The organism is Syntrophales bacterium (assembly GCA_030018935.1).
Taxonomy (GTDB): Bacteria; Desulfobacterota; Syntrophia; order Syntrophales; family CG2-30-49-12; genus CG2-30-49-12.
The window spans coordinates 1-13,698 of record JASEGZ010000051.1; the positions used below are offsets into that span (position 1 = coordinate 1).

A 13,698-nucleotide genomic window follows, 5' to 3' on the forward strand; every position below is an offset into this window, starting at 1 on the left:
TCTTCGCCTGAAGGCGAGGGTTTTTCTCCCAATCCCCGAGGGGGACAATAAAAAGTGACGGGGTGAAACTGATTATCACAGTAGACTGCGGTATCTCCGACTTTGAAGAGGTATCCTATGCCCGAACGATCGGTATAGATACCATCATATTAGATCATCACGAGGTTCCAGAGAGGATCCCTACTGCCGTTGCGGTAATTAATCCGAATCGTAAGGACTGCCAGTTTCCTTTTAAGTATCTCGCCGCTGTTGGCATTGTTTTTAATTTTCTTATCGCCCTGAGAAGCAGTTTACGAAAAGACGGTTTCTGGAGAAATAACAGGTATCCAAACCTGAAGGAATATTTAGACCTTGTTGCTCTGGGTACCATTGGTGATATCTCTCCCCTTATTGACGAGAACAGGATATTCACAAAGATTGGACTTGATCTAATCACGGAGGGCAAAAGGATAGGATTGAGGACCTTAAAGGAGATAAGCGGGTTAGAAAATCAGGCCCTCGACTCGAGGAAGGTATCTTTTTGCCTTACACCCAGGATCAATGCAGCGGGACGTATTGGATCGCCCAGGGACGCAGTACAGCTCCTACTGGCCGACGACATGGAAGAGGCCAGGGAAATGGCAAGAAAACTTGATGTCTACAATCGGAAACGACAGGTTATGGAGAGGACCATTCTCGATGAAATCCTCGACGAAATAAAAAAAATGAGCGATCCCGAAAAATCAAGCTCCCTTGTGTTTGCCTCTCCTAAATGGCACCCGGGCGTGATCGGTATCGTGGCCTCAAGGCTGGTAGATCTGTACTGCCGGCCTGTCATATTGATAAGTCTGAAGGATGGTATTGGAAAAGGTTCGGGAAGGAGCATTGACGATTTCAACATTTATGAAGGTTTGAAAAGATGTGATTCTTTACTGTTGTCCTATGGGGGACATCAATACGCTGCCGGCATCTCGATCAGGGAAGAAGACGTAAAAAAATTTGCCAGTCTTCTCAATAATGTAACCCAAGAAAACTTAAAAGTTGCGGATTTTACCACGCAAACCATCATTGATGCTCAATGCAATCTCAATGATATTACCCGTGACCTCCTCTATCAGATAGATACCCTCGCCCCATTTGGCAGAAAGAATCCCGAACCAATTCTGTGTGTCAAGAATGTCAATGTCACAACATCTACCATTGTAGGAAATAATCACTTACGGATGCGTGTAAACGGGGATGGTGTATCTTATAATTCCATATGGTTCAGTAAGGGGCATTTTATCCATACCCTATCAGGATCGGCCCTTGATATTGTCTTTACCCCTCAGATTAACAACTGGAAGGGGTCAGATAATATTCAGTTGAAGATGAGAGACGTTGCGCCTCCAATATAGTCATACGTCATACGTCATACGTCGTAAGTCAAAAGACATAAGACTGGAGACTGATGACTTACGACTGATGTTTTATGAAGGGCGATTAGCTCAGGAGGATAGAGCGCTGGTCTCCGGAACCAGAGGCCGTGGGTTCGAGTCCCACATCGCCTACCAAGGATATAAAAACGGAGGAGGAAAAAGATGGATTTTCGATTGACTGCGGAACAAGAGTCCCTGAAAAGGGAATTTGAGGAATTTTTTGCCCGGGAGGAGAGTCGTGCCCCGGAAGGATGGTCAGGGGGGCTTTTTGCCATTTTTGAATCAGATGAAAATTGGGCATACCATCGTTCGGTAGCAGAAAGGTTAGCCGAAAAGGGGTGGTTATCTCTGCCCTGGCCTAAAGAGTATGGCGGAAAGGAGCACAGTTACATTGAACAGCTTATCTTCAATGAAGTAAAGGCCTACCATCGGGTGCCTGGTGTGGATATGTGGGGCCCGCAGATTGTCGCTCCCAGTATTCTGGAACATGGTTCCGAAGAATTGAAGAAAAAATGGCTGCCCAGGATCGCCAGGGGCGAGATCAACTGGTGCCAGGGTTGGTCTGAACCGAATGCCGGTTCAGACCTGGCTTCTCTCACCACCAAGGCAGTGGAGGATGGTGACGACTTTGTGATCAATGGGCAAAAGATATGGACTACAGGCGCACACCGGGCAGACCATATCTTCTTTTTGGCCCGCACAGACCAGAATGCCCCCAAGCATAGGGGGATTACCTATTTTGTCAGCGAGATTGACAAACCGGGGATAACCATCCGCCCGTTATTGTATATGCACAAAAAACGGGAATATAATGAGGTTTTCTTTGATAACTTTCGGGTTCCCAAGAAGAACGTAGTAGGACAGGTAAATCAGGGCTGGTATGTAACGATGGCGGGGATAAATTTTGAACGCTCGATGATAGGAACAGTTGCGGAACTTAAGAGGGGATTGGAAGAGCTTGTGGAATTTTGTAAAAAAACAGTACACCATGGCCGACCATTGGGCGAGGCTACCCTGGTTCGTCAAAAGTTAGCCCAGATGGCGATTGAACTTGAGGCAACAAAGCAGTGGGCTTACTATGTGTCCTGGCTCCAGAGTAAAGGCCAGAATGTCCCCGCGGAATCATCGGCTGCCAAGTGGTTCTCATCGGAATTAACCGTTCGCTTCGCAAATATTGCCATCGAGATCATGGGCCTCTACGGCACCCTGAAAGAGGGATCAAAATGGGCAAGGCTTCAGGGCAGATATGAGGATTTGTGCCAAGCTAGTTTGGGTATCACCATTGCCGGAGGGACTACCGAGACCATGAAAAACATTATTGCCTGGATGGGTTTAAAACTTCCCAGATAGGTTATCTTTGAGAACAATTTCGATAAGAGGGAGGATACAATGAATCTTGATTTCACTGAAACCCAGGAGATTTTGAAAAAAACCGCGAGGGAGTTTATGGCCAGATACTACCCCAAGAGCCTGGTGAGGGAACTGGAAGAAGACGCGATAGGGTTCAGGAGCGATATCTGGAAAGAGATGGCAAAACTCGGCTGGCTGGGATGGATTATACCTGAAGAGTATGATGGTGTCGGCGGCAGCTTTATGGATACTGTTGTCCTCTTTGAGGAAATGGGACGCGCCTGTTTCCTCCTGCCTTTCTTCTCTACCGTTATCTGTACACTACCCCTTGTGACTGCTGGGTCAGAGGAGCAGAAGAAGGAATTCTTACCCGGGATAGCAAGCGGAGAGACTATTTTCAGCCTGGCCCTGACAGAGCCCAGCGCCACGTATGATGCTGCGGGAATCAATACGAGGGCCGTGGTACAGGGGAATGAATATCTCATAAATGGTACCAAATTGTTTATCCATGATGCCCAGGTAGCCCACTACTTTCTATGTGCGGCGAGGACCAAAACCAATGAAAGCCGCCCGGAGGATGGCATTACTCTCTTTATCGTTGATGCCAAAATCCCGGGGATAAAAATCACCCCCCTGCACACCATTGCCGATGACAAACAGTGCGAGGTCATCTTTGAAAATGTGAAGGTAGCAGAAAAGTACGTAGTGGGACAGTTGCATCAGGGCTTTCCCATTATAGAAAAGTTGCTGGAGTATGCAGCCATGGCGAAATGTGCTGAAATGATGGGCGGCGCCGATTGGGTTGTAGAAAACTGCACTTCCTACGCAACAGAAAGGGTACAGTACGGTAAGCCTATCGGCAGTTATGGAATAATTCAGAACTACTTGGCTGAGATGTGGGCCGAGATAGGTATCGCCAAGAGATTTACCTATTATGCCGCCTGGTTGCTGAACGAGGGACTTCCCTGTAGTAAGGAAGTGGCGATGGCTAAATCGTGGGCCGGCGATGTTTACCGGCGCTGGACCCGCATGGGCGTTCAGATATTTGGCGGAATCGGCACTACGAGAGAGCATGATATGGGGCTGTACTATCGCCGTGGACGGCAGGCTCCCCTCCTTTTTGGTGATCCTGATTCACTTCGGGAAAAAGTGGCTCAAGAGATGGGACTTTAAGCGAGGAGGTCATCTTGGAAGCCGCGCGAGAAGCTTTTTGGCACATTGAATACGGTTGGCTGGTCTACCTCTTTGGATTGCTTCTCCTCCCCCTTATCGGCTATACCATCTACCGGCGCTGGCGCCTCTGGCGGATGGGGAAACCGGAGGGGAGATTTGAAAAGGGGAGGATAAAGGCGTTTGTTACTGGAACGATTGATATCCTTCTCCATAAGCGCCTCCTCGGAATAGGGGCGATACCCCTTTCTCCCGGCGAGCTTTATGCCGGTGTCATGCATCTCCTTATCTTTGGGGGCATTCTCTTGCTCCTGCTGGTTACCTCTCTCTTCGCCCTTCATGAGCACGTGGCAGCCTTCCTGCGTGGGAGACCCTATTTAGTCGTCTCTCTCTTGGGCGAACTTGGGGGGATAGCTGTCCTGTCAGGTATAATAATGGCGGCTATCAGGAGATATATCCTGAGACCGGAAAGGCTGGACAACAGCCTGGATGATGCGGTGGTATTGATTTCGCTCTTCCTCCTGACAATCACCGGTTTCATCCTCGAAGCGCTTCGTATCTCCGCCACTGTTCCCACGCCACTGTGGGAGGAACGATGGTCCTTTGCCGGTTTTGCCCTAGCCAGAGTTTTCGGACTGGGAGATGCTTCGCTCCTGCCATGGTACCAGCGTGTCTGGTGGTTTCACGTCATCATCTTTTACGGAACCATCGTCTATTTGGGCCTCTCCTTTTCTAAATTGTTCCATGTCATCGTCTCTCCCATAAACATCTTCTTCCGTTCCCTCAGGCCAAAAGGCGCCCTGATGCCTATTGCCGATCTCGAGGAAGCTGAAACCTTTGGTGTAGCAAATATCGAGGGTTTTACATGGAAACAACTCCTTGATCTCGATGCCTGTACCAGTTGCGGCCGATGTCAGGCAAGTTGTCCCGCTCATATCAGCGGCAAGACCCTCTCCCCCAAAAGGTTGATTCAGCAGATGAAGATCCACATGGAGGAAAAGTTTAATAACCGGATGACCATTGGCCGGCTCTTGATCGGTGAGGTGATCGCGGAGGATGATATCTGGTCCTGTACGACCTGCCGCGCCTGTCAGGAAGCTTGTCCCGTATTTGTGGAACATATTGATAAGATTATCGAAATGCGCCGGAATCTGGCTCTGACCGAAAGCAGGATGCCCGATGCTGTCCAGCTCATGGTGGGAAATATGTTTTCCCGTGGACATCCCTGGACGGGGGCTCAGCACATGAGGCTCAAGGGTGACTGGATGGCCGGATTAGATCTCAATATATTGGGAAAGGGCAGGGATACCGATACCCTCCTCTGGGTTGGGTGTACAGGGGCATTAACTGATCGCAATGCGGAGGTTACGAGATCTCTGGTCAGGATATTGCAGAACGCAGGGGTGAATTTTGCCGTTTGGGGTGCGGAAGAACCCTGTTGCGGCGATCCTGCCCGGAGGATAGGCTTTGAAATCCTGTTTGCAGAGCAGGCGCAACAAAACATTGCGCTCTTCGAGGAACACAAGGTAAAAAAGATTATCACCCCCTGTCCCCACTGCTTCAATACCATGAAAAACGAGTATCCCCAGTGGGGAGGGGTTTTCGAAGTCATCCATCATTCGCAACTACTTGCCCAACTCCTGAAGAGCGGGAAATGGAAACCCACAGAAAGGCAGGACAGGAGAAGAGTAACGTATCACGACTCCTGTTACCTGGGCAGGTATAACGATATCTTCCAGGAACCGAGAGAGATTTTGCGCCAACTTCCTCAACTTGACGTTGTCGAGATGTCCCGCTACGGACAACGGGCGCTTTGCTGTGGGGGAGGAGGCGGCAGGATCTGGATGGAGGAACCGGTGGGAACCAAGATCAACCGCATCCGTACCGAGGAGGCCATCAAAACCGGGTCAGAAGTAGTAGTTACCGCCTGTCCCTTCTGTTTACAGATGTTCGACGAGGGGATCAGGGCAAAGGAATTGGATAAGACCTTCAAGGTAATGGACCTTGCCGAGATTGTAGAGGAAAATATGACTTTTTTTAACGGCCACGACGGAGCGTGGCCCTCCACATCTGAATCGTCTCCCAGAAGGAGGGAAGTTGAATGAACATTATTGTATGTATCAAGCAGGTACCGGATCCTGAGATACCGCCTGCTAAATTTCGGATTGACCCTGAGGGGAAAAGGGTCATGCCACCTGAGGGGGTGGCACCCGTAACAAGTGTTTTTGACGAACGGGCGATGGAAGCTGCTCTGCAATTGAAAGATAAATACCAGGCCAAAGTGACGGCGGTGACTCTGGGAGTGTCAAGCGCCAAGAGTGCGATCAGGCACGCATTATCCATAGGAGCTGAGGAAGGAATCCATATTCAGCATGAGGCGGCAGGGGAACTGGATAGCTTCGAAACCGCCTCTGTCCTGACGAAGGCCATTGAAAAAATAGGCGATTATTCTCTAATCCTGTGCGGACGGCAGGCGGCGGACTGGGATGCCGGTCAGGTCGGTTCCATCATCGCCGAAAACCTCGGTATCCCTGTGGTAACCGTAGCGAGAAAGGTTGATTTGAAAGATAGTAAGGTGAGAGTAGAATCGGTGATTCAAGACGGTTACAGGGTCATCGAGGCGCCTATGCCGGCGCTGGTCACAGTTAGCAGCGAGATAGGCCTTCCCCGCCTCCCCACGGGTGCGGGGATTTTAAAGGCCAGCAGGATTAAAATCATAAACTGGAACGTTCAGGATATTGGCGCAGAGCTACAGGGGGTAAAGCGCAGTCAGTTGCTCAGGTTGTATATCCCCGTCCGCGAAACAAAGTGTCAGATCATAGAAGCGGACACAGTCGCCGAGGCGGCTTTCGAACTGGCATTGCGCCTCAGAAAAGCAAAGATTATATAGTCAGAATCCAGGAGCCAGAATCCAGAATAGATGAAATGTAAGCGTTCAGCAATCAGCATCCAGCCATCAGCTTTTGAGGATTGATGGTATGGGGGTATATGAGGAGGTAAAAGTCAATGGCTGAGTTTAAAGGAGTAATGGTTTGTGCCGAGTTTGTAAATGGAAAAATGTCTCCCATTACGATGGAGCTTTTAGGGATAGGAAGAAGGCTTGCCGATGATCTGGGGGAGGAGCTTAGCGCCCTCTTAATAGGGAAAGAGGCTGCTCCCTTTAGCCAGCAAGCCGTTGCCTACGGGGCGCAGAGGGTATATCTGGTCAGTAATCCGCTGCTTGACAGTTATAATTCTGATGCCTATACCGGGGCAATAACAAGTGTATGTCGCCAGGTGAATCCCTCTATCATGCTTCTGGGTCAGACAGATACCGGCAGGGATCTCGCCCCGAGATTAGCCGTCAGGTTAGGGGGGGGACTTGCGATGGACTGCATTGATCTCAGTATCGATCCTGAAACAAAGCTAATGCTTCAAACCAGGCCGGTTTTCGGTGGTAACGCCTATGCGGTAATGATCACCCCTACTGCCCGACCACAAATGGCAACGGTAAGACCAAAAACGATGTCACCTCTTGAGCGAGATGATACCCGACAAGGTGAAGTCATTCCTCTGGAGATTGGTATAGAAAGTTCACTGATAAAAGCCGAGATCATCGAGACCGTAAAAGAGGAGGTTGAGGGGATAAAATTAGAAGAGGCAGAAATTGTAGTTACCGGCGGACGGGGTATCGGGACTGTCGAAGGCTTTGATGTTCTCAGGAAGCTTGCCGGGGTATTGGGCGGCGCTGTAGGGGCAACAAGGGCTGCCTGTGATGAAGGATTAGCACCAACAACGATGCAGGTGGGACAAACAGGCAAAATTGTAAGTCCTAATTTGTATATCGCTGTTGCTTTGTCTGGCGCCGTACAACACCTCGCCGGTTGTTCCGGCTCGAAACATATAGCAGTCATCAATACCGACCCGGAGGCCTATATCTTCAAGGTAGCCGAATGGGGTATCGTGGCAGATTATAAGGTAACATTAGCACCCTTCATAGAAAAATGTAAGGAGCTTTCAACACAATAAAAACTCGTCCCCTTATCCCCACAAGATTCTCGCTGAGGTTCGGCGCCAAATAAAAAGGAGTTTACCTTGCAGAGTAAACTCCTTTATCTCTAATGGAGGCGGCATCCGGACTCGAACCGGAGAATAACGGTTTTGCAGACCGCTGCCTTAGCCACTTGGCTATGCCGCCTGATATTATAGAGCGGGCGAACGGATTTGAACCGTCGACCTCCACCTTGGCAAGGTGACACTCTACCGCTGAGTTACGCCCGCCTACGTTAGGGTAGGGCGCAACTATATCAGATAAACTCTTTTTGTCAATACCAAACTTATCAAATAACTGTGGTTTCTCCCCTGTAAAACTTCACGAAGTAATCAATGCCCGAATAGATGGTCAATATCAGGGCTAGATAGAGAATTACTGTGCCTACAAGGTGGGCATCTGCACCCAGAAACGGATAATGGATAATAAGCGCCGATACGGCAAAGATCTGGCACAGGGTCTTTTGCTTTCCCCACCGGCTGGCTTGAATGACAAGTCCCTCCGACGAGGCGATGCTTCTGATACCATCAACTGCAATATCCCTGATAATTGTAATGGCCACAATCCAGGCCGGAATACGGCCGAGGGGAATCATCAAAATCATCGCTGTGTTGATAATAAGCTTATCGGCAATGGGATCCAATAATTTCCCCATGGTGGTGACAATCTCATATCTCCTGGCTACATAACCGTCCAGCAGGTCGGTAAAGGCAGCCGCAATAAACAGGAGGGCAATAACGAGACTTCCTGTCCGACCGGGGCCGGGGGGAGGGAGAAGAAAAAAAAGTGCCGGAATGACACTGATCCTCAAAATGGTAATGGTATTGGAAAGGTTAAATGTCCTCATTTCTCTGACTCTACAGACCGCCTGTCAAATGATTTTTTTCGTACAATTTCTACCTAAAAGTGGCGAATGAAGCTCAATACCTTTTTAATATTCATATGTTACCAAATTTACCATTTACCCATGCCAAATACTATTTCTAATGTTATCAATTAGTTATGGGTGCAATGGCCAGTTTTAGGTTCTATTTTTTCGGAACTTTGTTCCAATCCGCCAAAAACATCTCTATTCCCTTATCGGTCAGGGGATGTTTCGCCATCTGGGCAATCACTTTAAAGGGGATGGTAGCGATATCGGCGCCCATGAGGGCGGCTTCAAGGACATGAAGAGGGTGTCTCACACTGGCAACAATAACCTCCGTTTCAAAACCGTAGTTGTTGAAAATCGTGATAATCTGTTCCGCAAGCTCCATACCGTTATGAGAAATATCGTCGAGCCTGCCCACGAAGGGACTTACATAGGCTGCACCAGCCTTGGCCGCCATCAGGGCCTGGAGTGGAGAGAAAATCAGGGTCTGATTGACACGAATCCCCTCATCGGCAAAAATCCTGGTGGCTTTTAATCCTTCTGTCGTGATGGGAACCTTGATGACCACATTATCGCCCAGCCTGGCCAGCTTCTTCCCCTCCTCCACCATTGCCCGGGCCTCTAAACTGAGGACTTCCAGGCTTACAGGACCATCAACCAGATCGAGAATTTCCCTTACCACCTCGTCGAATTCCCTGTTTTCTTTCGCAATCAAAGAGGGATTGGTGGTCACACCATCGACCATCCCCAGGCTGATGCCTTCTTTAATCTCCTTGATATTTGCCGTATCAATAAAAAATTTCATCAGGCATTCTCCTCCCACTCTTTTTCTGACCTGTACCTCTCAAAACATTTCTGAGAGCAAAAGTAAACTGTTCTCCCTTTTATAGACACCTTATAGGCGCTGCTCAACGGCACATAGGTGTGGCAATAAGGATCCTCGACCAGATCTTCCCCTTTAATAGCCTCCCGAAAAATGGGCGGACGATCAGACTTCCCCCCTGCGGGGAGAAAAAGCATCTTTGCCGCCCTATATAACAGATAAAATATAAGAAACGCAATAAGTATGCGAAATATCATGCTCCATTTACCATGTTTTAGTTTTCCTGGTACAATTCTACAACGCTGCTGTCCTGAAGCCTTTCCATCAGCCCCCTGATAGAGACACCGAAGGCCGGATGGATCACATAAGCGGCAATTTCGCACAGCGGGACAAGAACAAACCGCCTCTGGTGAAACTCCGGATGGGGTATCGCCAGACTCCCATCCCTGACGACATCCTGCCCGTAGAGCAGGATGTCCAGGTCTATGACCCTTGGTCCCCACTTTGGTCCCCTCTTCCTGCCCATAGCTTCTTCTATTGCCTGCATGGCGGCTGCCAGCTCACGGGCAGCAAGAACGGTCCTTATCTCAATGACAGCATTGACGAACCATTCTTGTTCCAAAAAAGCGACAGGTTCTGTCCTGTAAAGTGAAGACCTGCGGAGTACCTTTACACCGCTCACCGCTGAGATACGGTCAATGGCTTCCCGACACCTCTCCGCCGGGTTGGCCATATTGGAACCGATTCCCACAAAACTGATAACTCCGGATACCATTGATACTGTTCAAGACTTATGACTTATGACTTATGACTTATGACTTACGACTTACGACTATCCTTAAGCCCCAGGACATCTTGCATATCATAGAGACCGTTTTTCTGGTCTACGATCCACTTTGCCGCCCGCATGGCGCCTCTGGCAAAGTTATCCCGGCTGTGGGCACGATGAACGAATTCAAGTCTCTCACCAACACCGCCGAACATAACGGTGTGCTCTCCCACGATGTCACCAGCCCTCAATGTCTGGATACCTATCTCGGCCTTCGTCCTTTCACCGATAATGCCCTTCCTACCGTAAACACCAACTTCTGCCAGGTCCCTCCCTAAGGTTCCTGCGACGATCTGGGCCATCCTGATGGCTGTGCCACTCGGTGCATCTCTTTTTAAACGGTGATGGGCCTCTGTAATCTCCACATCGTAATCGTCCCCGAGGATTCCGGCCACATATTCGAGGGCCTTAAACATCACATTGACGCCTACACTCATATTGGGTGACAGGACACACCGGGTGTTGACCGCCAGCGTCCTGACCCTTTCCATCTCCTCCGCGGTAAACCCGGTACTACCGATCACGATGGCGCGCTGCCTTTCCACAGCGATCTCAAGGTGGCGAAGAGATGCCTCATGGCTGGTAAAATCAATGACCACATCACCCTTGTCAATACATGTCTTAAGGTGATCATCCACGATGACATCCATTTTGCCACATCCGAGGCTCTCACCCACATCCCTGCCGATGACGGCATGCCCCTTTTGTTCCACTGCACCTACTAAATCTATATCCCCGGCGCCGGAGATCAGGCTGATAATTCTGCCTCCCATCCTCCCGCCAACCCCGGTAACGATCGCTTTTACCATGGAAATACCCTTATTTTTAAAATTCAGGCAAACATTGGGCCCTTAAGCCCTCTTCAGATAAGCCCATAATTCAGCATGGCCTTTCTTAGCTTTTCGTAGTTGGCATCTGACATTCTGCACAGGGGAAGCCTCACGTCGTATTCGATCTTCCCCATCATGGCCAGAGCGGCCTTGACAGGAACAGGATTGGTTTCCATAAAGAGGGCACCGACCAGTGAAGCCAACTTATAGTGTAATTCCCTTGCCCTTTTGAGATCCCCGTTTTCGGAGGCGTCAACCATCGCGGCCACATCGGCAGGTGCCACGTTGGAGACGACAGAGATCACCCCCTTGCCGCCGAGCGCCAGGATCGGCAGAGTGATAATATCATCCCCCGAGAGGAGATCAAAATCATCTCCACAGAGATTGATCACCTCACCAATCTGTGTCAGGGAACCGGATGCCTCCTTGATACCCACGATATTGTCTATTTTAGAGAGCCTTGCCACCGTCTCCGGCAGGAGATTGACCCCCGTTCTGCCGGGGATATTGTACAGGATAATCGGGAGCAGTATATTCTCCGCGATGGTCTTGTAATGCTGATACAACCCTTCCTGCGTGGGTCTGTTGTAATAGGGACAAACCAGCAATGCACCATCGGCGCCTGCCTTATAGGCGTGTCTGGTCAGCCGCAATGCCTCCTCGGTGCTGTTGGAACCGGTACCGGCAATCACCGGTACCCTCTTTTTCACGGCGTCTATCGTAATCTCAATCACCCTGTCATGCTCTTCATAGGACAGGGTGCTGGACTCACCGGTAGTTCCACAGGGAACAATTCCATCGGTTCCATTTGCGATCTGAAACTCGATCAGTTCCCTCAACGCCCCTTCATCAACCTTTCCCTCCTTAAAAGGGGTAACAATCGCCACGATGGCTCCTTTAAACATAAATCCCCCTTTTTTCATCTAAGGTCCCCAGCATAAAACAAATTTTTGCGAAACATTGGGTGAGCGATAGCGATTTTATGTTGTGTTATAAGCCGTTTCGCCATTTCTATCATCCTTTTTTAAGCAAATTCAAACAACTTGGGAGCATTAAACTCTAAAGAGAATTTTTTAATTCGCTTTTCCGCCAACTTTACATACCCTTCATTTACGTCATATCCCACAAAGTGGCGCTTTGTTTTTACTGATGCGATTGCAGCCTGTCCGCTACCTATAAATGGATCTAAGACTACTTCCCCCTCAAAAGTATAAAGTTGAATTAGTCTATAAGGCAATTCTACCGGGAACGGTGCTGGGTGCCCCACTTTTGTTGCTGGCTCTGCAGCAAATGTCCAGACACTTTTGGTGAATCCAAGAAACTCCTCCTTGGAAATTGTGCTTTTCCTCCCCGGATTTCCTCTTGTAAACATACCTTTAGAAAAGACTAAAATATATTCGTGGATATCTCTCAAGGTTGGATTTTTAGCGGAAAGCCAGCTACCCCAAGCGGTTGAAGGACTGCCACTGGAGGCTTTATTCCAGATAATTTCACCGCGCATTAAGAACTCCAACTCCAGCATGTCCTCAACAATAAAGGCATGAAGTGGGATGTATGGCTTTCTCCCGAGATTGGCAATATTTATGCATGCCCTTCCACCAGGGACAAGGACTCTTTTAACCTCACTCCATACCCTTTTCAAAAACCCTCTGTACTCGTTCAAAGTGAGATTCTCATCGTATTCTTTTCCTACATTGTAAGGTGGAGAAGTAACCATCAAATGAACGCTATTGTCTGGTAATTCCTCCATGTTTTCGCTCGTTTTACAAAAGATTTTATTCAGAAACTCAGGTGGGATAGAATTCTCTATATACTCAACGGTCTCCTCCTTAGGCAATCCTTCGTATAACCTACTCGTATAAAATGAGGTGGAGTCGTGGTTGATTCTTCCTGGAGAGCCGAAAGCACTTGTTTTGGTGCCATTTCTTCTTTGGATAGGTTTCATCGGGAATAGAAGCTCCTTCTTAATACTGGAATCAAATCTGATGCCTTTACCTTTCGCTCTTTAATTTTCTTGAAAGGGAAGCACTGCTCCCATCTACAGCAACCCAAGGATTGCACCCATAATGAAACAGCACTCTCGTTTTTGCGAACTGTTGCCCCATAAATGAATGGGCCTGGTTCCTTATGATGAGGGCGCTCGCAGATAGGGCATATCCAATCTTTTCCATCTTGGACAATCCATTCTGGAAAAAATTCCTTGCTGATTTCCTGAATTTGTACGTCGTCAACTGCAGGTAGGGCAATACTTTTTCTCTCGCTTCCCTTTTTCCTCTTCTCTTGGACAATTTTCATCATTCTTCCCTCCATAGGTCAACCCATCTCTTATAGGAATTAAACTCTATCCTTGTTCTTTGCCAATTTATTGTAACGCTCTTTGATTCGCTATCTCCAACTA

14 protein-coding genes and 3 tRNA genes are annotated in these 13,698 nt (G+C 48.7%); 7 read left to right on the top strand and 10 right to left on the bottom strand.

The features are described 5' to 3' along the window. Window positions 1-47 precede the first annotated feature (47 nt). The 7 genes from recJ to QMD03_08770 all read left to right on the top strand — a co-directional run bounded on the left by recJ (window position 48) and on the right by QMD03_08770 (window position 7,925). On the top strand, window positions 48-1,376 hold the full coding sequence (gene recJ / locus QMD03_08740) for a single-stranded-DNA-specific exonuclease RecJ (GenBank protein ID MDI6777300.1): 1,329 nt from the start codon (window positions 48-50) through the stop codon (window positions 1,374-1,376). 79 nt (window positions 1,377-1,455) lie between these two features. Then, window positions 1,456-1,532 (top strand) — tRNA-Arg (locus QMD03_08745). A 27-nt stretch (window positions 1,533-1,559) separates the two neighbouring features. Then, window positions 1,560-2,747 carry an acyl-CoA dehydrogenase family protein gene (locus QMD03_08750; GenBank protein MDI6777301.1) on the top strand — a complete coding sequence of 396 codons (1,188 nt, stop codon included), beginning with the start codon at window positions 1,560-1,562 and terminating at the stop codon, window positions 2,745-2,747. A gap of 39 nt (window positions 2,748-2,786) precedes the next feature. Continuing rightward, window positions 2,787-3,920 (top strand): acyl-CoA dehydrogenase family protein, encoded by a 1,134-nt coding sequence (locus QMD03_08755; protein MDI6777302.1) that lies wholly within the window; start codon window positions 2,787-2,789, stop codon window positions 3,918-3,920. A 14-nt stretch (window positions 3,921-3,934) separates the two neighbouring features. After that, window positions 3,935-6,022, top strand: a complete 2,088-nt coding sequence (locus QMD03_08760) for a heterodisulfide reductase-related iron-sulfur binding cluster (protein ID MDI6777303.1) — start codon at window positions 3,935-3,937, stop codon at window positions 6,020-6,022. Then, on the top strand, window positions 6,019-6,807 hold the full coding sequence (locus QMD03_08765) for an electron transfer flavoprotein subunit beta/FixA family protein (GenBank protein MDI6777304.1): 789 nt from the start codon (window positions 6,019-6,021) through the stop codon (window positions 6,805-6,807). Before QMD03_08760 ends, QMD03_08765 begins: the two co-directional genes overlap by 4 nt. A 116-nt stretch (window positions 6,808-6,923) precedes the next feature. Further along, on the top strand, window positions 6,924-7,925 hold the full coding sequence (locus tag QMD03_08770) for an electron transfer flavoprotein subunit alpha/FixB family protein (protein ID MDI6777305.1): 1,002 nt from the start codon (window positions 6,924-6,926) through the stop codon (window positions 7,923-7,925). A 93-nt stretch (window positions 7,926-8,018) separates the two neighbouring features. Here the strand turns inward: QMD03_08770 and QMD03_08775 are convergent. From QMD03_08775 to QMD03_08820, 10 genes are all read right to left on the bottom strand, one after another. Beyond that, window positions 8,019-8,094 (bottom strand) — tRNA-Cys (locus tag QMD03_08775). Window positions 8,095-8,105: 11 nt separating this feature from the next. Continuing rightward, window positions 8,106-8,177: transfer RNA gene (locus QMD03_08780), tRNA-Gly, on the bottom strand. A 59-nt stretch (window positions 8,178-8,236) separates the two neighbouring features. After that, window positions 8,237-8,794, bottom strand: coding sequence for a CDP-diacylglycerol--glycerol-3-phosphate 3-phosphatidyltransferase (gene pgsA / locus QMD03_08785; protein MDI6777306.1), 558 nt, complete (start codon window positions 8,792-8,794; stop codon window positions 8,237-8,239). Window positions 8,795-8,975: 181 nt separating this feature from the next. Continuing rightward, a complete protein-coding gene (gene fsa / locus QMD03_08790; GenBank protein ID MDI6777307.1) occupies window positions 8,976-9,623 on the bottom strand; it encodes a fructose-6-phosphate aldolase in 648 nt (215 codons plus the stop codon). Beyond that, complete coding sequence (locus tag QMD03_08795; GenBank protein MDI6777308.1) at window positions 9,623-9,838, bottom strand: YHS domain-containing protein; 216 nt, start codon at window positions 9,836-9,838, stop codon at window positions 9,623-9,625. Before QMD03_08795 ends, fsa begins: the two co-directional genes overlap by 1 nt. 77 nt (window positions 9,839-9,915) lie before the next feature. Then, a complete protein-coding gene (gene folK / locus QMD03_08800; GenBank protein ID MDI6777309.1) occupies window positions 9,916-10,416 on the bottom strand; it encodes a 2-amino-4-hydroxy-6-hydroxymethyldihydropteridine diphosphokinase in 501 nt (166 codons plus the stop codon). A 44-nt stretch (window positions 10,417-10,460) separates the two neighbouring features. Next, on the bottom strand, window positions 10,461-11,279 hold the full coding sequence (gene dapB / locus QMD03_08805; protein MDI6777310.1) for a 4-hydroxy-tetrahydrodipicolinate reductase: 819 nt from the start codon (window positions 11,277-11,279) through the stop codon (window positions 10,461-10,463). Between the two features lie 53 nt (window positions 11,280-11,332). After that, entirely contained in the window at window positions 11,333-12,205 is an 873-nt protein-coding gene (dapA, locus tag QMD03_08810) for a 4-hydroxy-tetrahydrodipicolinate synthase (GenBank protein MDI6777311.1), read from the bottom strand. A 119-nt stretch (window positions 12,206-12,324) separates the two neighbouring features. Continuing rightward, a complete protein-coding gene (locus QMD03_08815; protein ID MDI6777312.1) occupies window positions 12,325-13,245 on the bottom strand; it encodes a site-specific DNA-methyltransferase in 921 nt (306 codons plus the stop codon). Continuing rightward, on the bottom strand, window positions 13,242-13,598 hold the full coding sequence (locus tag QMD03_08820; protein MDI6777313.1) for a hypothetical protein: 357 nt from the start codon (window positions 13,596-13,598) through the stop codon (window positions 13,242-13,244). Before QMD03_08820 ends, QMD03_08815 begins: the two co-directional genes overlap by 4 nt. Window positions 13,599-13,698: the final 100 nt, after the last annotated feature.

Excerpts from the sequence above, each read along its gene's own strand:
- fsa (MDI6777307.1), bottom strand. The coding sequence starts at position 9,623 with ATGAAATTTTTTATTGATACGGCAAATATCAAGGAGATTAAAGAAGGC.
- QMD03_08815 (MDI6777312.1), bottom strand. The coding sequence starts at position 13,245 with ATGAAACCTATCCAAAGAAGAAATGGCACCAAAACAAGTGCTTTCGGC.
- QMD03_08795 (MDI6777308.1), bottom strand. The coding sequence starts at position 9,838 with ATGCTTTTTCTCCCCGCAGGGGGGAAGTCTGATCGTCCGCCCATTTTT.
- QMD03_08750 (MDI6777301.1), top strand. The coding sequence starts at position 1,560 with ATGGATTTTCGATTGACTGCGGAACAAGAGTCCCTGAAAAGGGAATTT.
- QMD03_08770 (MDI6777305.1), top strand. The coding sequence starts at position 6,924 with ATGGCTGAGTTTAAAGGAGTAATGGTTTGTGCCGAGTTTGTAAATGGA.
- pgsA (MDI6777306.1), bottom strand. The coding sequence starts at position 8,794 with ATGAGGACATTTAACCTTTCCAATACCATTACCATTTTGAGGATCAGT.
- QMD03_08820 (MDI6777313.1), bottom strand. The coding sequence starts at position 13,598 with ATGATGAAAATTGTCCAAGAGAAGAGGAAAAAGGGAAGCGAGAGAAAA.
- QMD03_08755 (MDI6777302.1), top strand. The coding sequence starts at position 2,787 with ATGAATCTTGATTTCACTGAAACCCAGGAGATTTTGAAAAAAACCGCG.
- folK (MDI6777309.1), bottom strand. The coding sequence starts at position 10,416 with ATGGTATCCGGAGTTATCAGTTTTGTGGGAATCGGTTCCAATATGGCC.
- QMD03_08765 (MDI6777304.1), top strand. The coding sequence starts at position 6,019 with ATGAACATTATTGTATGTATCAAGCAGGTACCGGATCCTGAGATACCG.
- dapA (MDI6777311.1), bottom strand. The coding sequence starts at position 12,205 with ATGTTTAAAGGAGCCATCGTGGCGATTGTTACCCCTTTTAAGGAGGGA.
- dapB (MDI6777310.1), bottom strand. The coding sequence starts at position 11,279 with ATGGTAAAAGCGATCGTTACCGGGGTTGGCGGGAGGATGGGAGGCAGA.